Raw genomic sequence first — 26,512 nt, forward strand, 5'->3', positions numbered from 1 at the left:
CGCCGCTCGCCGGAGCCGGGGTCCGCCGCTCGCCGGAGCCCGGTCAGCCGCTCGCCGGAGCCGGGTCAGCCCTCGTCGAAGTCGTGCGCCGCGACCCGCAGCGGGCGCAGCAGGGCGAAGATCTCGGCGCATTCCTCGGAGTCGTACGCACCCAGGCCGAACTCCATCTCCATGAGGTCGCGGGTGGCGGACTCGACCACCTCACGGCCCTTCTCGGTGATGGAGGCGAGGGTGCCGCGCCCGTCGTTGGGGTTGGGGCGCTTGTCGACGAGGCCGGACCTCACCAGGCGGTCCACCGTGTTCGTCACCGAGGTGGGGTGGACCATCAGCCGCTCGCCGATCTTCGACATCGGCAGTTCGCCCGCCTTGGAGAAGGTCAGGAGCACCAGGGCCTCGTAGCGGGCGAAGGTCAGCCCGTACGGCTTGACCACCGCGTCGACCTCGGCCAGCAGGATCTGGTGGGCGCGCATGATCGAGGTGATCGCGGCCATCGAGGGGACCGGGCCCCAGCGCTTCTGCCAGAGTTCGTCGGCTCGGGCGATGGGATCGAACGGGAGACTGAGCGGCTTCGGCACGCCTCGACCTTACCCACTGGTCACATGCCGGTCAGCCCTGTCTCATCTTTCGGCCGCCGGACGCGTACGTCTCGGCCAGGAGCGCGGCGACGGCCACGGTGGCGAGGACCCCGGCGCCGGTGACGACGTGGTGGACGGGGACGAACTCGGCGACCAGGCCGGCGCCCGCCATGCCGAGCCCCTGGACGGTCATCATGCCCGCCGTCATCAGGGTCATGGCCCTCCCCCGCTTCTCCTCCGGGACGGCGGCGACGAACCAGGCGTCGAGGCCCAGGACGTAGGCGCCGGCGGCACCGGACAGGGCGAGGGCGAGTGCGGCGAGGGCGAGGCCGGGGCGGAGCGCGTAGAGGAGGAAGGGCAGGAAGGTGACGAGGAGGAGCGGGGCGACGAGCCGGGAGCGGGTGGCGGGGCGCAGCACGGCGCCGGCGAGGAGTTCGCCGGCGATGGTGCCGACGGGCATGGCGCACATGAGGAGGCCGAGGGCGGCGGTGGAGGCGCCGAGTTCGCGCGCGTAGGGGGCGGCGAGGGCCTCGGGGACGACGACGAAGAAGGGCGGCACCCAGAAGAGCAGCATCAGGACGCGGATCCGCCGGTCGCGCAGGAGGGACCAGGTGGCGCCGAGCCCTTCGCGGGCGGCGGCGGCGCGGGCGGGGCGGCGGGCGGTGCCGAGGCGCAGCAGGACGGCGGACAGGAGGAAGGTGCCGGCGGTGAGGGCGATGGCGCCGCGGGCGGGGACGACGGTGAGGAGGACGCCGCCGACGCCGAAGCCGGCGAGGAGGGCGGACTGGGAGACGATCCGGAGGAGCGAGCGGCCGAGGACGAAGAGGTCGCCGTCTCCGAGGATGTCGGCGAGGGTCGCCATCCGGGTGCCCTGGAAGACGGGGGCGACGACGGCGACAGCACAGCGCAGGACGAGGAGTCCGGCGACGGGGGTGGCGGGCAGCACCATGAGCGCGACGGCGCCGGCGCAGATCAGGTCGCAGACGACGAGGACCCGGCGGGGCGGGTACCGGTCGGCGACGCCGGCGAGGAGGGTGCCGCCGAGCAGGTAGGGGACGAAGCCGACGGCGAAGGTGAGGGAGGAGAGGAGCGGGGAGCGGGTGAGGTCGTAGACGAGGACGGTGAGCGCGATCTCGCTGACGACGAGTCCGAGGAGCGAGAGGAGGTGCGCTCCGAAGACCCATCGGAACTCGCGGACGCGGAAGACGGCGAGGTAGCCGGGCGGGGGTGCGGTGGCGGCCGGGGGTGCGGCGGCCGCCGTGTCGGTCGGGGACATGACGGCAGCGTGCGGGCGGGAGCCGCCCCGTCCTAGACTTTCGGCTCCAGCCGAATCCTGAGCCACCCGGCCACCCCGGCCCGGACGCCGGGCCGCCGGGGCCCGAGGCCCGCTCCGGAGCCCTGACGCCCCGGAACTCAAGGCCCGTCCTGGCTCCGGGTCTGCCGCATTCGACCGCCATCGGGAGCCGCCATGCCCTACCACCTGCTCTTCGGGGACGCGGACGCGCTGCGGATCCGGTTCGCGGTGTCGCCGCTGTGGGAGACCCAGTCGGCCGTGAGGGTGCTGGCGCGGCCCCGGAAGCAGGGGTACCACCTGCCGTGGCTGCGGCGGATCGCCGGGGCCGCGCGGGAGCTGGAGCTGGCGCCGCTCCACCTCCTCATGCCGGAGCGGGGGCATTCGCCGGACTTCCTCTATCCGCCGCCGCTCGGTCCGGCGGCCTCCTTCGAGGAGGAGCTCGCGGCCGTGCGGGCGGTCGATCCGGCGCTGGCGGGGCCGGACCTCGCGCAGGCGCTGGCCTGTACGCCGGGGGCGGCGCAGAGCGCGGAGGGGCGGCGGCTGCTCGCCGATCCCGCGGCGGCGGTGGAGCGGCTCGCCGATCTGCTCGAGGCCGCCTGGGAGGCGCTGATCGCTCCCGAGTGGCCGCGGTTGCGGGCGCTGCTGGAGGCGGACGTGGCGTACCACTCGCGGCGGCTGGCGGACGGGGGCCTGGAGCGGCTGCTCGGCGAGCTGCACCCCTCGTTCTCCTGGGATCCGGTCACGGCGGTCCTGGAGGTGCGCGGATATCGCGGGGAGCACGTCCGGGCGCTGGGCGGGCAGGGGCTGGTGCTGATGCCCTCGGTGTTCATCTGGCCGGAGGTGGTGAGCGGTTTCGAGGAGCCGTGGCAGCCGACGGTGGTGTATCCGGTGCGCGGGATCGGCGGGCTGTGGACGGAGCCGCGTGAGCGCACTCCCGAGGCCCTCGCCCGGCTGCTCGGTCCGGTGCGGGCGGACGTCCTGTGCGCCCTCACCGAGCCGATGGGGACCACGGCGCTGGCCCATCGCCTCGGCCGGGCGCCCTCGACCGTCTCGTCCCACCTGTCGGTGCTGCGCGAGGCGGGACTGCTGACCTCGCGGCGCTACGGCCACCAGGTGCTGTACGAGCGGACGCCGCTGGGGATGGCGGTGTCGCAGCCGGACGGCGGGTGACCGACATGTGAGGATGACGCGGTCTGTCCCGTTTCCTTCGGGGGTGGACCTGCGCCCGCACTCCCCTTGTCGCCGACCCTGGGGGCCGGATGTCCCGCCGTACGACCGCCACCGCCACGCTCGCCCTGCTCAGCGCGCTGCTGCTGACCGCGAGCGGGTGCTCCTCCGACGAGCCCGCCCGCTCCCCCGTCGGGCCGCCCGCCGCGACGCGGGCCGAGACGCCGCCGCCGACCGCGGGTTCGCCGTTCTGGGTGGACCCGGAGAGCGACGCGGCGAAGCAGGTGCGGCAGTACGAGGCGCAGGGCCGCGCGGACGACGCCAGGGCGCTGAAGCGGATCTCGGAGCAGCCGGTCGCGGACTGGCCGGCCGGGGACGATCCGGTGCCGGAGATCCTGCGGGCGGTGCGCGGGGCGGCGGCGGAGGACCGGACGGCGGTCTTCGTGGCGTACAACATCCCGCACCGGGACTGCGGCATGTACTCGGCGGGCGGGGCGCGGGACGGGCAGGCGTACCGGGCGTGGGTGGACTCCTTCGCCTCGGCGATCGGGGACGCCCCGGCCGTGGTGGTGCTGGAGCCGGACGCGGTGCCGCACATGGTGGACGGCTGCACGCCGGGGCAGTACCACGAGGAGCGGTCACGGCTGCTGACGGAGGCGATCGAGCGGCTGAAGCGGCAGCCGGGGACGCGGGTCTACCTGGACGCGGGGAACCCGGCCTGGATCGACGACGCGGGGAAGCTGGTGGAGCCGCTGCGGCGGGCCGGGATCTCCCGGGCGGACGGCTTCTCGCTGAACGTGTCGAACTTCCAGACCGACGCGGTGGTGCGGGAGTTCGGGGCGACCCTGTCGGGGCTGCTCGGCGGGATGCACTTCACGGTCGACACGAGCCGGAACGGCGCCGGCCCCCTCCCGGGGGACCGGGCGGAGGCCTGGTGCAATCCCCCGGGCCGGTCGCTCGGCGTGCCGCCGACGGACCGGACCGGGGACGCGCTGGTGGACGCGTATCTGTGGATCAAGCGGCCGGGGGACTCGGACGGGCAGTGCCGGGGCGGTCCGGCCGCGGGGACATGGTGGCCGGAGTACGCCTTGGGGCTGGCCCGCCGCGCGGAGTCCTGACGGGCCTCAGTCCTCCTTCACCTGGATCCAGGTGGCCTCCGAGGGGATGCCGTCGGCGTCGGTGACGAAGAGCATGTACCAGCCGGGCGGGAGGAGGGTGGCGTCGTCCGGGGCGTCCACGGTGACCGTCAGCCCGTCCTGGCCCTTCGTCAGCTCCAGCGCCACCGAGCGCTGTTCGACGTCGGTGGTGTGGGTGACGGCGCTGGGCCGCATCAGCCGGGCCTCGGTGATCCTGCCGGCGTCCTTGGTCCTGAAGGTGGCGCGGCCGTTGCGGTCGAGCTCCCGCGGGCCCTCGCCCAGGGCGGGGCGGTCGGCGCCGGCCCGGTGGAGGTAGGGCGGCGTGAAGACCTCGATGCGCTGCTCGAAGGTGCCGAGCTTGGTGTTGTCCTTGTCGTCGAAGAGCGGGTCGGAGCCGAAGGTGGCGACCCGCCCGTCGGGCAGCAGCAGCGCCTCCGCGTGGTAGTTGCGGCCGACGGTGGGGTCGGCGGCGGCCGTGAAGGCGTTGGCGGCGGGGTCGTAGAACTGGGCCTTGAGGATGTCGCTGCCGCCGCGGCCGCGGTAGTCGCGGGAGCCGCCGGTGGTGAAGACGGTGTCGTCGGGGAGCAGCACGCTGTTGAGGTAGCGGGTGCCCTGCGGGAGGGCGGGGCCGTCCCGGAAGGTCGGGCTCTCGGTGGTGAGGTCGACGATGGCGGTGCGGGCGGTGGACTTGGCGGACTCGCCGACGCCGCCGCCGCCGAGGACCATGACCTTCTGGGCCTGCGCGGGGGGCAGGATCAGGGAGGCGGAGGTCTCCAGCTGGTCGGGGTCGGTGAGGCCGGTCAGGGGGGTGAAGGTGTTGGTCCCCAGGTCCCAGAGGCCCGGCGCGCGGCCCTTCTCGGCGGGGCCGTAGCCGGCGTTGGAGCCGGTGTAGAGGAGCTTGCCGCCCTGGGTGAGGAAGAGCGAGGGGTAGGTCGGGAAGTAGCGGAAGGGGGCCTTGGTCCACTTCTTGGTCTTCGGGTCGTAGATCTCGTTGTCGCCGGGGACGACGTCGCCGACGTCGTTGAGCCCGGAGACGGCCAGGACCTTGCCGTCCTGGAGGCCGACGAGGGTGGGGTACCAGCGGGCGTCCTTCATGGGGGCGACCGGGACGTACTTCTCGGCCCTGGGGTCGAACTCGTAGGCGGCCTTGATGCCCTGGAAGTCCTGCTTCTCGGTGGTGATCTTCTGGGCGAGGCCGTAGACGTTGTCGGCGTCCTCGCCCTGGAGCCCGACGACCTCGTACTGGGCGGCCTGGGTGGTGAGTCCCCCCGGGCCCTCCTCCACGGCCTCGACGAAGACGCGGGCCTCGGCGGCGGTCACCTTGGTCTCCCAGGGCTTCATCTGGCCGCTCTTGAAGTACGAGATCTCGAACTCGCGCTTGGCCTTGGGGACGGTGACGTCGGTGGTGGTGACGTACTCGACCCCGGACGGTGAGCGGAAGAGGGTGCCCTTCTTCAGGGTGACGGCCTTGTCGGGGCTCTCGTTCTTGACCCGCATGCCGCCGCCGGCCTTCTTCACCCCGCCGTCGAGGACCTCGTAGCGGGCGGTGCCGCCGGCCACCAGGAGCCGCCCGTCGGGGAGCTGGCTGTGGCCGGCGCAGAAGAAGTCCTCGGGGGTGGGGACCTTCTTGAAGGTGTTCTTCACCGGGTCCCACAGGACGGTGTCGAAGGTCCCGGCGTCGAAGTTCTTCTGGTTGTTGCCGGAGCCGGCGATCAGCAGCACCTTGCCGGTGTGGAGCAGGGCCGCGTGGATGGCGTTGACGCGGGCCCCGTCGGGGACGGACACCGCGCCCCAGGAGCCGTACTTCTTCTTGTAGCCGGGCTGGGCGATCTTGTAGGCGTGGTACTTCTCCGAGGCGAAGGTGACGGCGGCGGGGGCGTTGAGCGCCGCCAGGACGAGCACGGCGCCGCTGCCGAGCAGGGTCTTCTTGAACTTCTTGGACGGCCGGTACGCCATGGATCAGTTCCCTCCGGTCGTCGTGGTCGCGGGCGGGTGCGGGGGCAGGGGCGGGGACTGCGGGAGCGGCGGTACGGTGCGCAGCTCGATCCCGCTCCGGGCGAGGACGAGGCGGCGGTCGCGGGCCCTGGCGCGGGCGCGGGCGAGGAGGGCGCGGATCCGCCGGTCCCGCAGGCTGGTCCGGGCCCAGACGGCGACCGGGGCGAGCGCGATGACGAGGGCGAGGACCGCCCAGGTGCGCATGGCCGCGTGGGTGTGGTCGAAGCGGACCGAGGCCACCAGGGAGGCGACGAGGACGGCGGCCCAGAAGAGGTGGAGGCGGAAGGTGAGGAGGCGGTCGGGGCTGGCCGCGCCGCCCTTGGGGGTGACGACGAAGCGGCCGCGGGTGCGCAGCAGCGCGGAGCCGAGCGACGTGAGGTAGACGGGCGCGGAGAGCGCGGACATCACCATGCCGGCGAGGCCGCCGGAGCCCTCGGGCTCGTGCGGGGAGACGTTGTGGCGGCGGTTCCAGAGGTAGAGGCCGATCTGGAGGGCGACGGCGTCGCTGTAGATCATGAGCCAGACCTGGGAGGAGACCTGGGTGCCGGAGGCGCCGAGCCACAGGTAGAGGACGCAGCTGAGGATGCCGAGCAGCCAGTTGACGGCCGTCATGGGGTAGTAGACGAGCATCAGCGTGTAGTTGAGGAGGCGGCCGGGCGGCATGGAGAACGGCGCCTTCCAGTACTGCTTGAGGATCGTCTCGTAGGTGCCGCGGGACCAGCGGAGCTGCTGGGTGAAGAAGTCGGTCCAGGACTCCGGTCCCTCGCCGACGGCGAGGACGTCGGGGGTGTAGACGGAGCGCCAGCGGCGGCCGGTGACCGGGTTCTTGCGGCGGTGCAGCTCGAAGCCGGTGGCCATGTCCTCGGTGATGGAGTCGTACAGGCCGCCGATCTGCTTCAGGGCGGCGATCCGGACGACGTTGTTGGTGCCGACGAACATGGGGGCGCGGTAGCGGTTCCCCGCGCGCTGGATGAGGGCGTGGAAGAGGAACTGCTGGGACTCGGCGGCCATGGTGACGGCGCCGGTGTAGTTCCCGTAGACCTGCGGTCCGACGACGAAGGCGATGTCGGGGTCGCGGAAGTAGCCGAGCATCCGCACCAGGAACTCGGGGAGCGGGACGTGGTCGGTGTCGACCGAGGCCATGAAGGCGTAGTCGTCGCCGTGCATGGCGAGCCAGGCGTTGTAGTTGCCGTGCTTGGTCCTCGCCTTGTGCGGGCCCTTCCGGCGGTTCCACTCCGGCACGCCGGCCCGGGTGAAGTGACGGACGCCGAGTTCGGCGCAGAGGGCCTTGGCCTCCTCGGAGTCGCCCTCGTCGAGGAGCCAGACGTGCAGGGTGCCGTCGTGCCGCATGCGGACGGCGGCCTCCAGGGTGCCGCGGACCATGGAGAGGGGTTCCTTGCCGGGCACGTACGTGGTGAGGAAGGCGACCCGGGTGCCCTGCTCGGGGTACACCGGGACGGGGTCCCTGGCGACCATGGTGGCGTGGGCGATGGAGACGACGTTCACCAGCATGAAGAAGCAGATGAGGCCGATCGACACGAGCATCACCGTGTCGTAGGGCACCCGCCAGCTGTCGTCGCCCTCGCGGACGGTCCAGTGGGTGGGCCAGACGAGGTAGGCCAGGAGCACCGCGGAGAGCACCGGCGCGAGGGCCATGAGGAGGACGGCTCGTATTCGGTGCGGCTCCTTCGAGAGCAGGCTCGTGTACCGCACCCGGTAGGCCGTCGTGTCCGGTTCCGTGAGGGGACCGGCGAGTCGGCTGTAGGTGTCGTAGTCGTAGCCTCCCGGCCGCACGGTGCCTCCAGCTGTCGTCGATCGGGTCGATATCCCCACGAAAGGGGACATCGATCGGCGTGTCGACTGGAGTACTCCGAGTGAGGGTGTTCTAGCGCCCGCGGCCACCCGATCGACGCAGCGTGTACGCGACGGCCTTCCGCGCCACCGGGTTCAGCTCCTCGACGGCGGCGAGCAGCGCGCCGAGCTGCTCCAGCGCGGTGAGGGCCGCCTCGGCGCCGTCCGGGTCGACGCCCTCGTACAGTTCGAGCCCGACGAAGGAGGCGGCGACCGCCCGGGCCAGTCCCGAGGGGTCGGCGAAGCCGTCCAGCGGGCCGCCGGCGAGGACCCGCCGGAGCACCTGCTCGATCTCCCCGATCCACAGGTCGAGCCCGGCGGCGGTGGCCGGGGCGAGCCGGGGGTGGTTCTGGGCGCCGGCGAGCAGCTGGGCGAGGACGGCGACGTGCCCGGCGCCCCGCTCCTCGTCGTGCATCGCGCGTCCGAAGGCGAGCAGTTCGTCGAGGCTGGTGACGGCCCGGAGCCGGTCGCGGTGGCGGGCCACCCGCTGTTCGGCGCCGCGCCGGCAGGCGGCCGCGAGCAGGTCGTCGACCGAGCCGAAGTGGTAGAAGACGAGCGCCTGGTTGACGCCCGCGGCGGCGGCGACCGAGCGGGCGGAGGTCCCGGCGATCCCGTGGTCGGCGAGCGACCGCAGGGCGCCGTCGAGCAGCTTCTCTCGGGTCTCCCGACCCTTGTCGTCGCGCGCCCCCCGCGCCTTCTCTTCCCGGCTCACGCCCGCCCCTCTCGCGTACGGGGCCGCCACGCGCACGTCCGGCCGCCGCCGGCCCGGTGGCGCTCCCCCGCGGAGACACCGGCGCCGGCGACGGCCGGGATCGGGAACGCGCTGTGGATCCCCACGACCGTTCCCCCGTCTTGAGCGACTGCTCAAGGAGGACGTTAACCGATGACGATCATTCGCTCAAAGCGCCGCCGGCGACGGAAGAGCCCCCGGCGGTGGGCCGGGGGCTCGTACGGGGTTCCGCGTCAGGCGCCGAGGTGGCGCTCCACGGTCTCGACCTTGGCGGTGAGCCCGTCGGTGACGCCGGGCCGGATGTCGGCCTTGAGGACGAGGGAGACGCGCGGGGCGCGCGCCTCGACGGCGGCGACGGCCCGCTTCACGACGTCCATCACCTCGTCCCACTCGCCCTCGACGGAGGTGAACATCGCGTCCGTGCGGTTCGGGAGGCCGGACTCGCGGACGACGCGGACGGCGTCGGCGACGTACTCGCCGACCTCCTCGCCCACACCGAGCGGGGTGACGGAGAACGCGACGATCACGCCTTCACCGCACCCTCGGCGGCCTCGGCGCGGGCGCGCGAGGCGGTGACGGCCGCGGCGGCCTCGGCCTTCAGCTTGCGGTCGGCGAAGAAGCCGCCGAAGGGCACCACGGAGAGGAGGAAGTAGACGGCGGCGGTGCCGAAGCTCCACTTGGTGCGGTTCCAGGCGTCCAGCCAGAAGAGCACGTACAGCACGAAGAGCACACCGTGGACGGCGCCCATGACCGGCACCGCGTTGAAGTCCGTGGTCCGCTTGAGCACCGAGCAGACCAGCAGGAGCAGGAACGACACGGCCTCCGGGGCGGAGACGAGCCGGAGGCGGTGGAGCGAGGAAGCGGTCTTGAGGTCCACGGAGGGGTCACCTTCGTTATCGAGCCGACGGAGCGAGCCGACGGGCGAGCTGCCGGACGAGCTGCCGAGCGATCTTGTGAACGGATGCACAAGGGTGGGCGGATCCATTGTGCACGCCGTCTTTGCAGTCCCTTTAACCGGGTCCCCGCTACCTTCGGCCCGTGGCTACGTTCCGACTCCAGGGCAGCAAGGTGCTCGCCGTGACGATGACCGGCGACGCCGTCAAGGCGAAGAACGGCTCGATGGTCGCCTACGACGGACAGATGGCGTTCAAGAAGATGAGCGGCGGCGGTGAGGGCCTGCGCGGCATGGTCACCCGCCGGCTGACCGGCGAACAGATGGAGGTGATGGAGGTCAGGGGCCAGGGGACCTGCTGGTTCGCCGACCGGGCCTCCGAGATCAACCTCGTCCAGCTGCACGGCGACAAGCTGTGGGTGGAGGCGAGCAACCTGCTCTGCGCCGACGCCAGCCTGCGCACCGGCACCACCTTCACCGGGATGCGCGGCGGCGCGACCGGCAACGGCCTCTTCACCACCACGGTGGAGGGCACCGGGCAGGCGGCGATCATGTCCGACGGCCCGGCGACGGTGCTCCGGGTCACCCCGCAGTACCCGCTGTCCGTCGACCCCGGCGCGTACATCGCCCACCAGGGCAACCTCCAGCAGCACTTCCAGTCGGGCGTGACCTTCCGCACCCTGATCGGCGAGGGCGGCGGCGAGGCCTTCCAGATCCGCTTCGAGGGGGACGGGCTGGTCTACGTGCAGCCGAGCGAGCGGAACACGATCGGGGGCGATGTCTGATGCCGTTCCGCGAGGTGAACTCGAAGATGATCGAGGCGACCGTGGTGCCCGGGCAGCGGCTCTTCAGCCAGCGCGGCGCCATGCTGGCGTACCGCGGGGACGTCACGTTCACGCCGAACATCGCGGGCGGCCAGGGCGGCCTGGCGTCGATGATCGGCCGCCGGGTGGCCGGCGAGGCGACACCGCTGATGACCGTGGAGGGCAACGGCCTCGTGATGTTCGGGCACGGCGGCCACCACATCCAGGTGATCGCGCTGACCGGCGACACCCTCTACGTGGAGGCGGACCGGCTGCTCGCCTTCGACGGGACCCTGGAGCAGGGCACGATGTTCATGGGCTCGCAGGGCGGCGTCATGGGCATGGTCCGCGGCCAGGTGACCGGCCAGGGCCTCTTCACCACCACCCTCAAGGGCCACGGCTCGGTGGCGGTCATGGCGCACGGCGGGGTGATCGAGCTGCCGATCACGCCGGGCCGCCCGGTGCACGTCGACCCGCAGGCGTACGTGGCCCACCACGGCGACGTGCGCAACAAGCTCTCGACGGCGCTGGGCTGGCGCGACATGGTGGGCCGCGGCTCCGGCGAGGCGTTCCAGCTGGAGCTGAGCGGCAGCGGTGCGGTGTACGTCCAGGCATCGGAGGAGAAGCTTTGAGCACCCCTGTCATCCACGATCCGCACACCCTGCCGTCGGACGACAACGTCAACGCGTACACCTTCTGCGTCGAGCTGAAGGGCTCCCCCTGGTTCCTCCAGAAGGGGAAGATGATCGCCTACTACGGGCGGATCGAGTTCAACGGCATCGGGCACGGGCGGCTCGACCGGCTGGTGCGGACCGCCTTCCACTCGCCGCTGCACGCGAGCGACTGGGTGGTGGCCGAGGGCACCGGCAAGATGCTGCTGGCGGACCGGGCCTTCGACGTGAACTCGTACGACCTGGACGAGGGCAATCTGACGATCCGGTCCGGGAACCTGCTCGCCTACCAGCCGACGCTGGCGCTGAAGCAGTCGATCGTGCCGGGATTCGTGACGCTGATCGGCACCGGCAAGTTCGTGGCCGCGTCCAACGGACCGGTGGTCTTCATGGAGCCTCCGCTCCGGGTCGACCCGCAGGCCCTGGTCGGCTGGGCCGACTGCCCCTCCCCCTGTCATCATTACGACCACGCCTACCTGACGGGCGTGATGGGCGGGGTACGGGCCCTGACCGGCATCGGGGGCTCCTCCGGCGAGGAGCACCAGTTCGAGTTCGTCGGCGCGGGCACGGTCCTGCTCCAGTCGACGGAGCTGCTGATGGCGGAGCGGAACATCGGCGGGCCGCCGGCCCAGGCCGGGGTGCCGGGCGGGCACGGGCACGGTTCCGGCCAGGCGGCGCAGGGTGCGGTACCGCGCCTTCCCGGCCAGCTCGGGGACTTGCAGCGGCGCTTCGGGCTGTGAGCGGTAGTCTGCGGAGCGTGACGCTTCGAACGGCCGCGCGAGGCGTGCGGCCGGCCCGGCGGGTGCCGCGCGTCACCCCGCAGATTTCGTCAAGTATTCAACTTCTTAGGTAGAATCCACTCTATGGACACCGAGACGGCCACTCCCTGGCTCACCGACGCCGAGCAGTGCGCGTGGCGCACCTTCCTCGACGTCCAGCGAATGCTGACGCACCAGCTGGAGCGCGACCTCCAGCCCTTCGGCCTGACGATGAACGACTACGAGATCCTCGTCAACCTCTCCGAGTCCTCCGAGCGCAGGCTCCGGATGAGCGACCTCGCCGCCGCCACCCTCCAGTCCAAGAGCCGCCTCTCCCACCAGATCACCCGGATGGAGAACGCCGGCCTGGTCCAGCGGGTCAACTGCGAGTCCGACCGGCGCGGCCTCTACGCCGTCCTCACCGACCAGGGCATGGAGACCATGCGCAAGGTCGCCCCGCACCACGTGGAGTCCGTCCGCGACCACTTCATCGACCGGCTCACCCCGGAGGCGCTCGGCGACCTCCACGAGTCGCTGAAGCCGGTCGCCGAGCGGCTGCGCGGCAAGCGCGGCAAGCCGTGACCTGACAGAGAAACGCCGAAGGGCCTCCCCCGCGACGGGGAGGCCCTTCGGCGTTCCGGCACGCCTCAGTTGCCGGTGAGGCTCGCCAGGAGCTCGTCGGAGGCCGCGTACGGGTCGAGCGCGCCGGTCGCGATCCGCTCGGCCAGCGCGTCGAGACGCCGGTCACCGTGCAGGTCCCCGATCCGCTCGCGCAGCGCCGTGATGGTGATGGTCTCCACCTCGCGGGCCGCCCGGATCCTCCGGCGCTCCGCCAGGACCCCGTGCTCCTCCATCCAGGCCCGGTGCTTCTCCAGCGCCTCCACGACCTCGTCCACGCCCTCGCCGCGCGCCGCGACCGTCTTCACGATCGGCGGGCGCCAGTCGCCGGGGCCGCGGGCCTCGCCGAGACCCAGCATGTGGTTGAGCTCGCGGGCGGTGGCGTCGGCGCCGTCCCGGTCCGCCTTGTTGACCACGTACACGTCGCCGATCTCCAGGATGCCCGCCTTCGCGGCCTGGATCCCGTCGCCCATGCCCGGCGCGAGCAGCACCACCGAGGTGTCGGCCTGCCCGGCGATCTCCACCTCGGACTGCCCGACGCCGACGGTCTCCACCAGGACCACGTCGCAGCCGGCCGCGTCGAGGACGCGGATCGCCTGCGGCGCGGCCCAGGCGAGACCGCCCAGGTGCCCGCGGGTGGCCATCGAGCGGATGTAGACGCCGGGGTCGGAGGCGTGGTCGGACATCCGCACCCGGTCGCCGAGGAGCGCGCCGCCGCTGAACGGCGAGGAGGGGTCGACGGCGAGCACGCCGACCCGCTTGCCGGCCCGGCGGTACGCGCTCACCAGCGCCGAGGTGGAGGTGGACTTGCCGACGCCCGGCGAGCCGGTCAGGCCCACCACGTAGGCGTTGCCGGTGAGCGGGGCCAGCGCCGCCATCACCTCGCGCAGCTGCGGGGACGCCCCCTCCACGAGCGAGATGAGCCGGGCCACGGCCCGCGGCCGGCCCTCCCGTGCCTGGGCGACCAGAGCGGGGACGTCCACCATGCTGCCTTCTCCTGTCGGAAGTGCTCTTACTTGCCGGCCACGCGGATGATCAGCGCGTCGCCCTGGCCGCCGCCGCCGCACAGCGCCGCCGCGCCGGTGCCGCCGCCGCGCCGCTTCAGTTCGAGGGCGAGGTGGAGCACCACACGGGCGCCGGACATGCCGATCGGGTGGCCGAGCGCGATGGCGCCGCCGTTGACGTTCACCTTTTCCGGGGACACGCCGAGGTCCTTCATGGACTGTACGGCGACGGCGGCGAAGGCCTCGTTGATCTCGATCAGGTCGAGGTCGTCGACGGTCAGGCCGTCCTTCTCCAGGGCGTGCCGGATGGCGTTGGAGGGCTGCGACTGGAGCGAGTTGTCCGGGCCGGCCACGTTGCCGTGGGCGCCGATCTCGGCGATCCACTCCAGGCCCAGCTCCTCCGCCTTGGCCTTGCTCATCACGACCACGGCGGCGGCGCCGTCGGAGATCTGCGAGGAGGTGCCGGCGGTGATCGTGCCGTCCTTGGCGAAGGCGGGGCGGAGCTTGCCGAGGGACTCGACGGTGGTCTCGGCGCGGACGCCCTCGTCCGTGGCGAAGACGACCGGGTCGCCCTTGCGCTGCGGGATCTCGACCGGGGTGATCTCGGCCTCGAAGAGGCCGTTCTTCTGGGCGGCGGCGGCGCGCTGGTGCGACAGCGCGGCGATCTCGTCCTGCGAGGCGCGGTCGATGCCCAGGCGGGTGTTGTGCTTCTCGGTGGACTCGCCCATCGCGATGTTCTCGAAGGCGTCGGTGAGGCCGTCGTACGCCATCGCGTCGAGCATCTCGATCGCGCCGTACTTGTAGCCCTCGCGGGACTTCGGCAGCAGGTGCGGCGCGTTGGTCATCGACTCCTGGCCGCCGGCGACGATCACGTCGAACTCGCCGGCGCGGATCAGCTGGTCGGCCAGCGCGATGGCGTCCAGGCCCGACAGACACACCTTGTTGATGGTGAGGGCGGGGACGTTCATCGGGATGCCGGCCTTGACGGCGGCCTGGCGGGCGGGGATCTGCCCGGCGCCCGCCTGGAGCACCTGGCCCATGATCACGTACTGCACCTGGTCGCCGGCGACGCCCGCCCGGTCCAGGGCGGCCTTGATGGCGAAACCGCCCAGATCGGCGCCGGAGAAGGACTTGAGCGAGCCGAGCAGGCGCCCCATGGGCGTGCGGGCGCCCGAGACGATCACTGAGGTGGTACCGGTCGTTCCAGACATGAGGCACAGCCCCTTGGGATGAGGAGTGAACGAGGGTTTACCGCCAATGTACTGAGCGCCGCGGCGCCCGGTCACCGGCCTGCCGGTGTGACGGCGCGCACGTTGCGTAACCATCCCCGCGGGGGTGCACTGGAGCCATGCTGACGCGTATCGACCACATCGGGATCGCCTGCTTCGACCTGGACAGGACCGTCGAGTTCTACCGTGCCACGTACGGCTTCGAGGTCTACCACTCCGAGGTCAACGAGGAGCAGGGCGTCCGCGAGGCCATGCTGAGGATCAATGCCACCGACGACGGCGGCGCCTCCTACCTCCAGCTCCTGGAGCCCACCCGCGAGGACTCCGCGGTGGGCAAGTGGCTGGCCAAGAACGGGGAGGGCGTCCACCACATCGCCTTCGGCACCGCGGACGTCGACGGGGACGCCGAGGCGATCCGCGGCAAGGGCGTCCGGGTCCTCTACGACGAGCCCCGGACCGGCTCCATGGGCTCCCGGATCACCTTCCTCCACCCCAAGGACTGCCACGGCGTCCTGACCGAACTCGTCACCTCGGCGCGGCCTTCCGCTGACCACTCCTCAGCGGAGCACTGACCTCCGTATTCCCGGCCCGGTAGAGTGGGCGACTCCGGGCCGGGGCCGGTCGGGGCCGCTTCGCGCGGCGCCGTAGTCGGGATGTCGGGGTCGTCCGATCTGCCACGATTCCCCGGGGGGCCGTTCAGTCCGGTGAACGGTGCTCGTCGGAACGTAGCGACCAGGGTTGGGGTCTCCCCTGCTCGGAGAGCTCGGGGAAGGATGGACCGCGCAGTGCGGGGCTACGAACGCCAGGAGAGCCACCGAGCTGAGGACGACCATCTCTCGCGGTTCGAAGCCGAGATGGACCGGCTGAAGAAGGAACGCGAGAAGGCCGTCCAGCACGCCGAGGACCTCGGCTACCAGGTCGAGGTCTTGCGTGCCAAGCTCCACGAGGCGCGACGGACCATCGCGTCCCGTCCCGCCTACGACAGCGCGGACATCGGCTACCAGGCCGAGCAGACGCTGCGGAACGCGCAGGCCCAGGCCGAACAGCTCCGGCAGGACGCCGAGCGGGAGCTGCGCGAGGCCCGGGCGCAGACCCAGCGGATCCTCCAGGAGCACGCCGAGCACCAGGCCCGGCTCCAGGCCGAGCTGCACAACGAGGCCGTGCAGCGCCGCCAGCAGCTCGACCAGGAGCTGAACGAGCGCCGGCAGACGGTCGAGGCCCACGTCAACGAGAACGTGGCCTGGGCCGAACAGCTGCGTGCCCGCACCGAGTCCCAGGCCCGCCGGCTGATGGACGAGGCCCGCGCCGAGGCCGAGCAGTCGCTCTCCTCGGCCCGCGCCGAGGCCACCCGGCTCTCCGAGGAGACGGGCCGCCGCGTCGGCGCCGAGGCGGAGGCCGCCCGCGCCGAGGCCGAAGCGATTCTGCTGCGCGCCCGCAAGGACGCCGAGCGGCTGATGACGGCCGCGTCCACCCAGGCCCAGGAGGCCACCGGCCACGCCGAGCAGCTGCGGACCGCCGCCGTCGCCGAGACCGACCAGGCCCGCCGCCAGGCCACCGAGCTCTCCCGCGCCGCCGAGCAGCGGATCCAGGAGGCCGACGAGAAGCTGCGGCAGGCCCGTACCGAGGCCGACAAGGCGCTCACGGAGGCCAAGGACGCCGCCGCGAAGACGCTCGCCTCCGCCGACTCCGTCAACGAGCAGCGCACCCGTACCGCCAAGGCGGAGATCGCCCGGCTGGTCGGCGAGGCCACCAAGGAGGCCGAGCAGCTCAAGGCGGAGGCCGAGGAGAAGCTGCGCGAGGCGACCGCGCACTCCGAGAAGCTGGTCGCCGAGGCCACCGAGCAGGCCCGCGCCTCCGCGGCCGAGGACTCCGCCGCCGCGCTGGCCAAGGCCGCCCGCAGCGCCGAGGAGGTCCTCAGCAAGGCGTCCGAGGACGCCGCCGAGACCACCCGCAAGGCGTCCGAGGAGGCCGAGCGGATCCGCCGCGAGGCCGAGACCGAGGCCGACCGGCTGCGCTCGCGCGCCGAGGAGCAGGCCGACGAACTGCTCGGTTCGGCGAAGGACGACACCAAGGAGTACCGGGCCAAGACGGTCGAGCTCCAGGAGGAGGCGCGGCGGCTGCGCGGCGAGGCCGAGCAGCTGCGCGCCGAGGCGATCGCCGAGGGCGAGCGGATCCGGGGCGAGGCCCGCCGCGAGGCCGTCCAGCAGATCGAGGAGGCGGCGAAGACCGCCGAGGAGCTGCTGACCCGGGCGAAGGCCGACGCCGACGAGCGGCGCGCCAGCGCCGGCGCGGAGAGCGAGAAGGTCAAGTCGGAGGCGATGGAGCGCGCCCAGACGCTCCGGACCCAGGCCGAGGAGACGCTGGAGCGGACCCGCGCCGAGGCGGAGCGGCTGCGCGCCGAGTCCGAGGAGCAGGCGGAGGCGGTCCGGGAGGCCGCCGAGAAGGCGGCCGAGCAGCTGCGCGCGGACGCCGAGCGGGCCGCCGAGGCCCGCCGGGCCGAGGCCGCGGAGGAGCTGGCCCGGCTGCACACCGACGCCGAGGCGAAGGTGGCGGCGGCCGGGCAGGAGCTGACCGACGCCCGCGCCGAGGGCGAGCGGATCCGGCGCGAGGCGGCCGAGGAGTCCGAGCGGCTGCGGACCGAGGGCGCCGAGCGGATCCGTACGCTGCGGGAGCAGGCGGAGCAGGAGGCCGAGCGGCTGCGCACCGAGGCCGCGGGGGACGCCTCCGCGGCCCGCTCCGAGGCCGAGGCGACCGCGCAGCGGCTCACCTCCGAGGCGGAGACCGAGGCCGAGCGGCTGCGGACCGAGGCCCAGGAGACGGCCGACCGGGTGCGGTCCGAGGCCGCGGCCGCGGCCGAGCGGGTCGCCGCCGAGGCGGCGGAGGCGCTGAGCGCCGCGCAGGAGGAGGCCGTCCGGCGCCGCCGGGAGGCCGAGGAGACGCTGGAGTCGGCCCGTTCGGAGGCCGGCCGGGAGCGGGAGCACGCCCGCGAGCAGTCCGAGGAGCTCCTCGCCGCCGCCCGCAAGCGGGTGGAGGAGGCGCAGGCCGAGGCTCAGCGCCTGGTCGAGGAGGCGGACGCGCGGGCGACCGAGATGGTCGGCGCCGCCTCGCGAGCCGCGCAGGAGGTCCGCGACTCGGTCGCGGGGCTGCGCGAGCAGGCCGAGGAGGAGATCGCCGGGCTGCGGTCGGCCGCGGAGCACGCGGCGGAGCGGACCCGTACCGAGGCGCAGGAGGAGGCGGACCGCGTCCGCGCCGACGCGCACGGGGAGCGGGAGCGGGCGTCGGAGGACGCGGCCCGCACGCGGGCGCGTGCCCAGGAGGAGTCCGAGGCGGCGAAGGCGCTGGCCGAGCGGACGGTCGGGGACGCGATCGCGGAGGCGGAGAAGCTCCGTACGGACACCGCCGAGTACGCGCAGCGGGTACGGACCGAGGCGACGGACGCGCTGGCCTCGGCCGAGCAGGACGCGGCCCGCACCCGGGCGGACGCCCGGGACGACGCCAACCGGATCCGTTCGGAGGCGGCGGAGAAGGCCGAGGGCGTGGTCGGCGCGGCGACGGCGGAGGCGGAGCGGATCGCCGCGGAGGCCGAGCTGGTCCTGGACGAGGCCCGGCAGGCCGCCGACAAGCGCCGCCAGGACGCCGCCGAGCAGGCGGACACCCTCGTCGGGGAGGCGACCTCCGAGGCCGAGCGGATCGCCGCGGAGGCCGCGCAGGTCCTGGACGAGGCCCGGCAGGCCGCCGACAAGCGCCGCCAGGACGCCGCCGAGCAGGCCGACGCCCTCGTCGGCGAGGCGACCTCCGAGGCCGAGCGGATCGCGGCCGAGGCGGCCGAGCTGCGCGAGACCACGGAGCGGGACGCGACCCGGCTGCGGAGCGAGGCCGAGCAGGTCAAGACGGACGGCGAGGCACACGCCCAGGCGCTGCGGACGGCGGCCCTGGCCGACTCCGAGCAGATCCTGGACGAGGCCAGGAAGGCGGCCGACAAGCGCCGCCAGGACGCCGCCGAGCAGGCCGACGCCCTCGTCGGGGAGGCGACGACGGAAGCCGGCCGGATCACCGACGAGGCGATCGAGCTGGCCGAGTCGGTGACCGCCGACGCCCGGACCGAGGCCGAGCGGACGGTCGCGGACGCGGCCGGAGAGGCCGAGCGGCTGCGGACCGAGGGCGCCGAGGCCCTGGAGGCGGCCCGTCAGGACGCCGAGCGGATCCGTACGGAGTCGGCGAAGGCCGAGGAGGACGCCGCGTCGGCCGCCGAGCAGATGCGCTCCGAGGCCCGCGCGGAGGCCGACCGGACCCTGGACGAGGCCCGCGAGGCCGGCGCGAGGAAGCGCGCCGACGCGGCCGAGCAGGCCGACCAGCTGATCGCCAAGGCCCGGGAGGAGGCGCTGCGCGCCACCGCAGAGGCGGAGACGCAGGCGGACACGATGGTCGGCGCCGCCCGCAAGGAGGCCGACCGGATCGTCGGCGAGGCGACCGTCGAGGGCAACGCGCTGGTGGAGAAGGCGCGGACCGACGCGGACGAACTCCTGGTCGGGGCGCGGAAGGACGCGACCGACATAAGGGAGCGGGCCGAGGAGCTGCGGGGCCGGATCGAGGGCGAGATCGAGGAGCTGCACGAGCGGGCGCGGCGCGAGTCGGCCGAGCAGATGAAGACGGCCGGCGAGCGGGTCGACAAGCTGGTGAAGGCCGCCGAGGAGCAGCGCGCCGAGGCCGAGGAGAAGGCCAAGGAGATGGTCTCCGAGGCGAGTTCCGAGGCCAGCAAGGTCCGGATCGCGGCGGTGCGGAAGGCGGACGGGCTCCTGAAGGAGGCCGAGCAGAAGAAGAGTTCGCTGGTGGCCGAGGCGGAGCGGATCAAGGCGGAGGCGGAGGCCGAGGCGGAGCGGCTGGTCGAGGAGGGCCGGCGCGAGCTGGAGACCCTGACCCGTCGTCGTACCGACATCAATGCCGAGATCTCCCGTGTCCAGGACGTGCTGGAGGCGTTGGAGTCTTTCGAGACTCCGTCGGCGGGGGCGAAGGACGGCCTCAAGGCGGGCGCTTCCTCGGGTTCCACTCGTTCGAGTGGCAAGTCGCAGGACGGCTAGCCACTCAAAAGGCTGGACATTCTCCAGATCAAACGGGCATACGCTCGATGACACGCCGCTTCGGCCCCTAGGATTCCCTCTAACACCTCACCGGTCTCATTCGACAGGAACCCCATGAGCGACACATCCTCCCCCTTCGGCTTCGAGCTCGTGCGGCGTGGTTACGACCGCGGTCAGGTGGACGACCGCATTACCAAGCTCGTCGCCGACCGTGACAGTGCGCTGGCCCGGATCACCTCGCTGGAGAAGCGCATCGAGGAACTCCACCTCGAAACGCAGAACGCCCAGGCGCAGGTGACCGACGCCGAGCCGTCGTACGCCGGTCTCGGCGCGCGCGTCGAGAAGATCCTCCGTCTCGCCGAGGAGGAGGCGAAGGACCTGCGCGAGGAGGCCCGCCGCGCCGCCGAGCAGCACCGCGAGCTGGCCGAGTCGGCCGCCCAGCAGGTGCGGAACGACGCGGAGTCGTTCGCGGCGGAGCGCAAGGCGAAGGCCGAGGACGAGGGCGTCCGGATCGTCGAGAAGGCGCAGGGCGAGGCCAACTCGCTGCGGGCCGAGGCGCAGAAGGACGCGCAGTCGAAGCGCGAGGAGGCGGACGCCCTCTTCGAGGAGACCCGCGCCAAGGCCGCCCAGGCCGCCGCGGACTTCGAGACCAACCTGGCCAAGCGCCGCGAGCAGTCCGAGCGCGACCTGGCCTCCCGTCAGGCCAAGGCCGAGAAGCGCCTCGCCGAGATCGAGCACCGCGCCGAGCAGCTCCGCCTGGAGGCCGAGAAGCTCCGCACGGACGCCGAGCGCCGGGCCCGCCAGACGGTGGAGACCGCGCAGCGCCAGGCCGAGGACATCGTGGCCGACGCGAACGCCAAGGCCGACCGGATCCGCTCGGAATCGGAGCGCGAGCTCGCCGCGCTGACGAACCGCCGCGACTCCATCAACGCGCAGCTGACCAACGTCCGCGAGATGCTGGCCACGCTGACCGGTGCCGCGGTGGCCGCGGCCGGTTCCCCGCTGGACGAGGACCGCTCGGCGGGCGTCCCTGCGCAGCAGACCCGGTAAGCCCCGGCACGAGCCGGTAGCGCGTGCGCTCTGAACCCCCCGTCACTCCGGTGGCGGGGGGTTTCGCGCGCCCTTAGCTTGGTACGCATGATCGAGCTTGACGGACTGACGAAACGGTACGGGTCGAAGACGGCGGTCGATCATCTCTCCTTCCAGGTCCGGCCGGGCATGATCACCGGCTTCCTGGGGCCCAACGGGGCGGGGAAGTCGACCACGATGCGGATGATGCTCGATCTGGACAACCCGACGAGCGGGACGGTGCGGATCGACGGCCGGCACTACCGCGAGCTGGACGAGCCGCTGAAGTACATCGGGGCGCTCCTCGACGCCAAGGCGATGCACGGGGGCCGGTCGGCCTACAACAACCTGCTCTGCCTGGCGCAGTCGAACCGCATCCCGGAGCGCCGGGTGGGCGAGGTGCTGGACCTGGTGGGTCTGACGGCGGTGGCGCGGAAGAAGTCGAAGGGTTTCTCGCTCGGTATGGGGCAGCGGCTCGGCATCGCGTCGGCGCTGCTCGGTGATCCCGAGATCCTGATGTTCGACGAACCCGTCAATGGTCTGGACCCCGAGGGAATTCACTGGATCCGCAATCTGATGAAGTCGCTGGCCTCGGAAGGCAGGACGATCTTCGTCTCCAGCCATCTCATGAGTGAAATGGCGCTGACGGCGGATCATCTGATCGTGATCGGGCAGGGAAAGCTGCTGGCCGACACCTCGATGGCGGATTTCATCCAGGAGAATTCCCGGAGTTTCGTCCGGCTGCGCTCTCCGCAGCAGGAACGCCTGCGGGATGTGCTCCAGGCCGACGGATTCGTGGTGGTCGAGGCCGGGAACGGCACCCTGGAGGTCGACGGCGCCACGACCGAGCGGCTGGGCGAGCTGGCGGCCCGGCACCAGCTGACGCTGCACGAGCTGAGCGCCCAGCGCGCCTCCCTGGAGGAGGCGTTCATGCAGATGACGGCGGGCGCGGTGGAGTACCACGCGCACGGCACCGACGTGCACGGCGGCGGACCGGCCGCCCCCGGCCCCGTGTGGGGCGCGAACTCCGGCTGGGGCCCCGCGCGGGACTCCGGGTCCGGCTCGACGAGCGAGGGGGTCTGACCCATGGCAGCGGTACCCGCGGTCCTCCAGTCCGAGTGGACCAAGATCCGGACGGTCTCGTCGACGGTCTGGACCCTGGCGTGCGCCCTGATCGTCACGGTGGCGATGGGCGCCGCGCTCTCGGCGGTCCTGAAGGCGAGCTTCAGCGACCTCTCCGACCTGGAGCGGGCGACCTTCGACCCGACCTTCGTCAGCTTCTCCGGGATGGTGCTGGGGCAGCTGGCGATGGTGGTCTTCGGCGTGCTGGTGGTGGGGACCGAGTACTCCTCGGGCATGATCCGCACCTCGCTCGCCGCGGTCCCCCAGCGGGCCACCTTCCTCTTCTCCAAGATCGCGGTGGCCGGGGTGCTCGCCCTGGTCGTCGGTCTCGTGACGAGCTTCCTGTCGTTCTTCCTCGGGCAGGCGCTGCTCGGCGAGCACCGGACGACGATCGGCGCGGACAACGTGCTGCGGGCGGTGGTCGGCGGCGGGATCTACATGGGGCTGATCGCGGTCTTCTCGATGGGCGTGGCGGCGATGCTCCGCTCCTCGATGCTGTCGCTCGGCATCCTGGTGCCGTTCTTCTTCCTGATCTCCCAGATCCTGTCGGCGGTGCCGAAGGCGAAGGAGGTCGCGAAGTACTTCCCCGACCAGGCGGGCTCCAAGATCATGCAGGTGGTGCCGGACGCGCTGGGCACGGAGAAGGCGCCGTACGGGCCCTGGGGCGGGCTCGGGATCATGCTGGTCTGGGTGGCGGCCTCGCTGCTCGGCGGCTATCTGGTGCTGAAGCGGCGGGACGCCTGAGGCACGACCGGACGGCCCCCGGGACGCCCCGGAGCCCCGAGAGGGGTCCGGGGCGTCCCGGATTTTCCCCGGAGGTTTCACTTCGGTCTCGCTTCCCCGGCGCGGGAACCGTCAACGGCTGGATAAGCTCCTGACTCGTACGGGGGCCTTCCGGCCACGCGCCGTCTTGCCCCGATCGCACACCACCGAGCTGTCGATGGGGCTGGAGAATGATCGAGGCAGTCGGCCTGACCAAGCGCTACGGCGCCAAGACGGCCGTGTACAACCTTTCCTTCCAGGTGAGGCCGGGTGTCGTCACCGGCTTCCTGGGCCCGAACGGCTCCGGCAAGTCGACCACCATGCGCATGATCCTGGGCCTGGACCGGCCGACGGCCGGCCATGTGACGATCGGCGGCCACCCCTTCCGGCAGCTGCCGAACGCGCCCCGCCAGGTCGGCGCGCTCCTCGACGCCAAGGCGGTGCACGGCGGCCGCAGCGCCCGGAGCCACCTCCTGTCGCTGGCCCAGCTGGCCGGCATCCCGGCCCGCCGGGTGGACGAGGTGCTGGGCGTGGTGGGCCTCCAGGACGTGGCGAAGCGCCGCTCCAAGGGCTTCTCGCTCGGCATGGGCCAGCGGCTCGGGATCGCGGCGGCCCTGCTGGGCGACCCGCAGGTGCTGCTCTTCGACGAGCCGGTCAACGGCCTCGACCCGGAGGGCATCCTCTGGGTGCGGAACCTGATGAAGAAGCTGGCCGCCGAGGGCCGCACGGTCTTCGTCTCCAGCCACCTCATGAGCGAGATGGCGCTGACGGCCGACCACCTGATCGTGATCGGCCGGGGCCAGCTGCTCTCCGACATGCCGGTGAAGCAGTTCATCTCGGCGAACTCGGCGGACTTCGCCCGGGTCCGCACGCCGGACGGCGACACCGCGCTGCGGGACAAGCTGTCGGGCGTGCTCGCCGAGGCCGGCGGCCAGGTCCTCTCGGAGCCGGACGGGGCGCTGCGCGTCACCGGCCTGCCGCTGCCGAGGATCAGCGACCTGGCGCACGGGGCGGACGTACGGCTCTGGGAGCTCTCCCCGCACCAGGCGTCGCTGGAGGAGGCGTACATGCGGCTGACGCAGGGCGCGGTGGACTACCGCTCCACCGACGACAAGCTGGCGCACCTCCAGGCCCCGCCGCAGCCCGGACAGCCGGGGTACGGGCTGCCGTCGCAGCCGCAGCTCCCCGCGGACGTGCCGCAGCAGGGCTGGTACGCCCCGCCGCCGCCCGGCCAGAACCCGTACGCCGCCCCGCAGCCCCCCGCGGCTCCGGCCGCGCAGCCGCAGGGCGCCCCGCCGCAGAGCCCCCCGCAGCCGAGCCTCCAGAAGCCGAGCGACACCACCGAGGACGCCCGATGACCGCCCCGACGCCGACCCAGACGCCTCCCCCGCCGTACGGCTACGTGTCCCCCATCCCGGTCCGCCGGGCGCACCTCGGTGACGCGCTCGCCTCGGAGTGGACGAAGATCCGCTCGGTGCGGTCGACGATGTGGACGCTGGGCACCATGGTCCTGCTGATGCTGGTGATCGGGCTCGGCGTGGCCGCGGTCGCCGCCGGCGAGGGCGGGAACATGGGCGAGGAGTCGGCGCTGCCGCTGGGCTTCTTCGGGATGCTGCCGGCGTCGATCTGCGTGATCACGCTGGGCGTGCTGACCATCTCGTCCGAGTACGGCACCGGGATGATCCGCACCACGCTGACGGCGTGCCCCAGCCGGACCCGGGTGCTGACGGCGAAGGCGATCGTCTTCTTCCTGCTGGTCTTCACGGTGACCCTGGTGGTCGCCTTCGCGGTGGCGACGGCGCAGGTGGCGATGGTCGACGCGGCGGAGCCGACGGGCGCGGAGTGGGCGCGGGCCACGGTCGGCGCGGCCGGGTTCATGGCGGTGCTCGGCCTGCTGTCGATGGGGGTCGGGGCGCTGGTGCGGCACTCCGCCGGGGCGATCACGGTGATGATCGGCGTGCTGCTGCTGCCGCTGGTGGCGGCCCTGTTCATGTTCGCGCCGGCGCTGAAGGGCATCCAGGAGGCGCTCTTCACCTACTCGGTGCCCTCGCAGATGATCGCCCTGTACAGCGCGCAGCCGCCGTTCGGCGAGGGCGGTCCGGCGGGCTGGGAGGCCCTCTTCATCCTGATGGGCATCGCGGCGGTGGCGCTGGGCGGCGCGTACGCGCTGCTGAACAGCCGGGACGTCTGAGCCGGGGGTCAGTACTTCGGCGCGTTGCGGGACCGCTGCACCCGGGAGGTGCGGCGGTCCTTCGCGTTCCAGCACGCCTTGTGCCAGTGGCGGCGGTCGTCGACGCCGCCGTACTCGGGCCAGGCGACGACGTGCGGGGCGCCGGGCGGGATCTCCTGGTCGCAGCCGGGGCAGCGGTAGCGTTTGCCCGGGGAGCTGGCTCCCGCGACGAGGCGGACGTACCACTCCTCGCCCTGCCAGGTCTCGGTGGCCTGCGAGCCGCCGTACCGGTCGTCGCGATCGTCCCGCGCCTCGGGCCTGGAGCCGCGGCGGGAACGGTTCTGACGCGGGGACACAGCACACCTCACGGGGTCGGGGAACACGGACCGTTCCCTCCAGCGTACGGGCCGCGACAGGGGGGCCGGGGCCCCGGCCGGAGCGCGCGGGCCGAAAATCGCAAGAACTTCATACACGGCCGTTGCCTTTGGCACGTGTCAGGCGTTGTTGCCAGTACGAGGGGGATCAACGCGTCGGCCGCGAGGAGGCAGAAGGCGATGCGCGTAGGAACGTTCGTTCTGGCGGCTCAGTTTCCGGGCCAGGGGCAGGGAGAGGCGCTGCACCGTGCGGTGCGGACCGCCGAGGTGGCCGAGGAGGCGGGCCTGGACTCGGTCTGGCTGGCCGAGCACCACTTCGTGCCGTACGGCGTCTGTCCGTCGGCGGTGACGCTGGCGGCGCTGCTGCTCGGCCGCACCCGCCGGCTGCGGGTGGGGACGGCGGTGAGCGTGCTGCCGAGCGTCCACCCGGTCGCCCTCGGCGAGCAGGCGGCCTTGCTGCACGTGGTGTCGGGCGGCAGATTCACCCTCGGGGTGGGCCGTGGCGGGCCGTGGGTCGACCTGGAGGTGTTCGGCGCGGGTCTGGAGGCGTACGAGCGCGGCTTCCCCGAGGCCCTCGATCTGCTGCTGCGCTGGCTCACCGAGGCCCGGGTGGGTGCGGAGGGCGAACGATTCTCCTTCCGTGAGGTGCCGGTGGTGCCCCGGCCGGACGAGCTGATCGGCGGTGACCCGTCGCCGGAGGTGGTGGTCGCCTGCACCTCGCCGAAGAGCGTGCGGCTCGCCGCCGAGCGCGGGCTGCCGATGCTCCTCGGCATGCACTGCGGTGACGAGGACAAGGCGGAGATGGTCGCCGCCTGGGCCCGCTGCGCGCGCGAGGCCGGGCGGGACCCGGACGAGATCGCGCGGATCGCCGCCGGCCACGTCTCCGCGGGCGTGGTGCAGCTCGCGGACCGCACGCAGGAGGCGTCGGAGACCCTGGTGAAGGCGATGCCGGGCTGGCTGAAGCAGGGGCTCGACGCGCATGTGACGGTGGACGGCCGGCACCGGGCGATGCGGGACCCGGTGGCGTACACCGAACTGCTCTGCTCGCTCCACCCGGTCGGCACCCCGTCGCTGGCGGCCGACCGGCTGGCGGCGACCGCCGAGCGCACCGGAATCACCCGCTTCGCCCTGCTCGCCGAGGGCTCCGGCGATCTCGCCTCCACCGAGGAGAACCTGCGGCGCCTCGGCGCCGAGGTCCTGCCCCGGCTGGGCTGA

At 72.8% G+C, this 26,512-nt stretch carries 24 protein-coding genes; 14 read left to right on the plus strand and 10 right to left on the minus strand.

The genetic code is table 11. The annotated features are described in order from the left end of the window. Positions 1 to 65: 65 nt before the first annotated feature. Both ACFYT9_RS15400 and ACFYT9_RS15405 read right to left on the minus strand, forming a co-directional pair. A complete protein-coding gene (locus ACFYT9_RS15400; protein WP_376601972.1) occupies positions 66 to 575 on the minus strand; it encodes a MarR family winged helix-turn-helix transcriptional regulator in 510 nt (169 codons plus the stop codon). A gap of 31 nt (positions 576 to 606) precedes the next feature. After that, a complete protein-coding gene (locus ACFYT9_RS15405) occupies positions 607 to 1,851 on the minus strand; it encodes an MFS transporter (RefSeq protein ID WP_387279846.1) in 1,245 nt (414 codons plus the stop codon). A 192-nt stretch (positions 1,852 to 2,043) separates the two neighbouring features. On the opposite strand from ACFYT9_RS15405, the gene ACFYT9_RS15410 reads away from it, so the two are divergent. Beyond that, on the plus strand, positions 2,044 to 3,039 hold the full coding sequence (locus tag ACFYT9_RS15410) for a DUF5937 family protein (RefSeq protein ID WP_389163749.1): 996 nt from the start codon (positions 2,044 to 2,046) through the stop codon (positions 3,037 to 3,039). Positions 3,040 to 3,128: 89 nt separating this feature from the next. Then, entirely contained in the window at positions 3,129 to 4,154 is a 1,026-nt protein-coding gene (locus ACFYT9_RS15415) for a glycoside hydrolase family 6 protein (RefSeq protein WP_387279850.1), read from the plus strand. Between the two features lie 6 nt (positions 4,155 to 4,160). Here the strand turns inward: ACFYT9_RS15415 and ACFYT9_RS15420 are convergent, their stop codons facing one another. From ACFYT9_RS15420 to ACFYT9_RS15440, 5 genes are all read right to left on the minus strand, one after another. Beyond that, positions 4,161 to 6,128: a galactose oxidase-like domain-containing protein gene (locus tag ACFYT9_RS15420; protein WP_389163754.1), complete on the minus strand. Its 1,968-nt coding sequence runs from the start codon at positions 6,126 to 6,128 to the stop codon at positions 4,161 to 4,163. A gap of 3 nt (positions 6,129 to 6,131) precedes the next feature. Then, a complete protein-coding gene (locus ACFYT9_RS15425; RefSeq protein ID WP_389163757.1) occupies positions 6,132 to 7,961 on the minus strand; it encodes a glycosyltransferase family 2 protein in 1,830 nt (609 codons plus the stop codon). Between the two features lie 91 nt (positions 7,962 to 8,052). After that, positions 8,053 to 8,730, minus strand: a complete 678-nt coding sequence (locus tag ACFYT9_RS15430) for a TetR/AcrR family transcriptional regulator (RefSeq protein WP_389163760.1) — start codon at positions 8,728 to 8,730, stop codon at positions 8,053 to 8,055. 251 nt (positions 8,731 to 8,981) lie between these two features. Beyond that, a complete protein-coding gene (locus ACFYT9_RS15435) occupies positions 8,982 to 9,275 on the minus strand; it encodes an MTH1187 family thiamine-binding protein (RefSeq protein ID WP_250761794.1) in 294 nt (97 codons plus the stop codon). Then, positions 9,272 to 9,625 carry a DUF3817 domain-containing protein gene (locus tag ACFYT9_RS15440; protein WP_376605301.1) on the minus strand — a complete coding sequence of 118 codons (354 nt, stop codon included), beginning with the start codon at positions 9,623 to 9,625 and terminating at the stop codon, positions 9,272 to 9,274. Before ACFYT9_RS15440 ends, ACFYT9_RS15435 begins: the two co-directional genes overlap by 4 nt. A 161-nt stretch (positions 9,626 to 9,786) precedes the next feature. On the opposite strand from ACFYT9_RS15440, the gene ACFYT9_RS15445 reads away from it, so the two are divergent. The 4 genes from ACFYT9_RS15445 to ACFYT9_RS15460 all read left to right on the plus strand — a co-directional run bounded on the left by ACFYT9_RS15445 (position 9,787) and on the right by ACFYT9_RS15460 (position 12,454). Beyond that, entirely contained in the window at positions 9,787 to 10,425 is a 639-nt protein-coding gene (locus tag ACFYT9_RS15445; protein WP_389163764.1) for an AIM24 family protein, read from the plus strand. Continuing rightward, entirely contained in the window at positions 10,425 to 11,075 is a 651-nt protein-coding gene (locus tag ACFYT9_RS15450; protein WP_376605297.1) for an AIM24 family protein, read from the plus strand. The genes ACFYT9_RS15445 and ACFYT9_RS15450 overlap by 1 nt, the downstream gene beginning before the upstream one ends. Further along, the gene (locus ACFYT9_RS15455) at positions 11,072 to 11,854 is read left to right on the plus strand and encodes an AIM24 family protein (protein WP_387279860.1); all 783 of its coding nucleotides are present in this window, start codon (positions 11,072 to 11,074) and stop codon (positions 11,852 to 11,854) included. The genes ACFYT9_RS15450 and ACFYT9_RS15455 overlap by 4 nt, the downstream gene beginning before the upstream one ends. A 123-nt stretch (positions 11,855 to 11,977) precedes the next feature. Then, positions 11,978 to 12,454 carry a MarR family winged helix-turn-helix transcriptional regulator gene (locus ACFYT9_RS15460; RefSeq protein WP_376605294.1) on the plus strand — a complete coding sequence of 159 codons (477 nt, stop codon included), beginning with the start codon at positions 11,978 to 11,980 and terminating at the stop codon, positions 12,452 to 12,454. 65 nt (positions 12,455 to 12,519) lie between these two features. On the opposite strand, the gene meaB is transcribed toward ACFYT9_RS15460, so the two are convergent. Both meaB and ACFYT9_RS15470 read right to left on the minus strand, forming a co-directional pair. After that, positions 12,520 to 13,476 (minus strand): methylmalonyl Co-A mutase-associated GTPase MeaB, encoded by a 957-nt coding sequence (meaB, locus tag ACFYT9_RS15465; RefSeq protein WP_387279800.1) that lies wholly within the window; start codon positions 13,474 to 13,476, stop codon positions 12,520 to 12,522. A gap of 26 nt (positions 13,477 to 13,502) precedes the next feature. Further along, positions 13,503 to 14,705, minus strand: a complete 1,203-nt coding sequence (locus ACFYT9_RS15470) for an acetyl-CoA C-acetyltransferase (RefSeq protein WP_376600601.1) — start codon at positions 14,703 to 14,705, stop codon at positions 13,503 to 13,505. 137 nt (positions 14,706 to 14,842) lie between these two features. Here ACFYT9_RS15470 and mce point away from each other — a divergent pair, with 137 nt between their 5' ends. The 7 genes from mce to ACFYT9_RS15505 all read left to right on the plus strand — a co-directional run bounded on the left by mce (position 14,843) and on the right by ACFYT9_RS15505 (position 24,944). Next, complete coding sequence (mce, locus tag ACFYT9_RS15475) at positions 14,843 to 15,295, plus strand: methylmalonyl-CoA epimerase (protein WP_376600603.1); 453 nt, start codon at positions 14,843 to 14,845, stop codon at positions 15,293 to 15,295. A gap of 213 nt (positions 15,296 to 15,508) precedes the next feature. Beyond that, positions 15,509 to 19,801 (plus strand): polarized growth protein Scy, encoded by a 4,293-nt coding sequence (gene scy, locus ACFYT9_RS15480; protein ID WP_389163873.1) that lies wholly within the window; start codon positions 15,509 to 15,511, stop codon positions 19,799 to 19,801. 114 nt (positions 19,802 to 19,915) lie between these two features. After that, the gene (locus ACFYT9_RS15485) at positions 19,916 to 20,851 is read left to right on the plus strand and encodes a cellulose-binding protein (RefSeq protein ID WP_376600604.1); all 936 of its coding nucleotides are present in this window, start codon (positions 19,916 to 19,918) and stop codon (positions 20,849 to 20,851) included. A gap of 87 nt (positions 20,852 to 20,938) precedes the next feature. Next, positions 20,939 to 21,952 carry an ABC transporter ATP-binding protein gene (locus ACFYT9_RS15490; RefSeq protein ID WP_376600606.1) on the plus strand — a complete coding sequence of 338 codons (1,014 nt, stop codon included), beginning with the start codon at positions 20,939 to 20,941 and terminating at the stop codon, positions 21,950 to 21,952. 3 nt (positions 21,953 to 21,955) lie between these two features. Then, entirely contained in the window at positions 21,956 to 22,735 is a 780-nt protein-coding gene (locus ACFYT9_RS15495; RefSeq protein WP_387279795.1) for an ABC transporter permease, read from the plus strand. A gap of 209 nt (positions 22,736 to 22,944) precedes the next feature. Continuing rightward, positions 22,945 to 24,111: an ATP-binding cassette domain-containing protein gene (locus ACFYT9_RS15500; protein WP_376600610.1), complete on the plus strand. Its 1,167-nt coding sequence runs from the start codon at positions 22,945 to 22,947 to the stop codon at positions 24,109 to 24,111. Further along, complete coding sequence (locus ACFYT9_RS15505) at positions 24,108 to 24,944, plus strand: ABC transporter permease (protein WP_376600612.1); 837 nt, start codon at positions 24,108 to 24,110, stop codon at positions 24,942 to 24,944. The genes ACFYT9_RS15500 and ACFYT9_RS15505 overlap by 4 nt, the downstream gene beginning before the upstream one ends. Positions 24,945 to 24,952: 8 nt before the next feature. Here the strand turns inward: ACFYT9_RS15505 and ACFYT9_RS15510 are convergent, their stop codons facing one another. Next, positions 24,953 to 25,279 (minus strand): ATP/GTP-binding protein, encoded by a 327-nt coding sequence (locus ACFYT9_RS15510; protein ID WP_376600613.1) that lies wholly within the window; start codon positions 25,277 to 25,279, stop codon positions 24,953 to 24,955. Between the two features lie 198 nt (positions 25,280 to 25,477). Between ACFYT9_RS15510 and ACFYT9_RS15515 the strand changes: the two genes are divergently transcribed. Further along, a complete protein-coding gene (locus ACFYT9_RS15515; protein ID WP_389163772.1) occupies positions 25,478 to 26,512 on the plus strand; it encodes an LLM class flavin-dependent oxidoreductase in 1,035 nt (344 codons plus the stop codon).

The sequence above is a fragment of the Streptomyces sp. NPDC004435 genome, assembly GCF_042873895.1.
Lineage (GTDB): Bacteria > Actinomycetota > Actinomycetes > Streptomycetales > Streptomycetaceae > Streptomyces.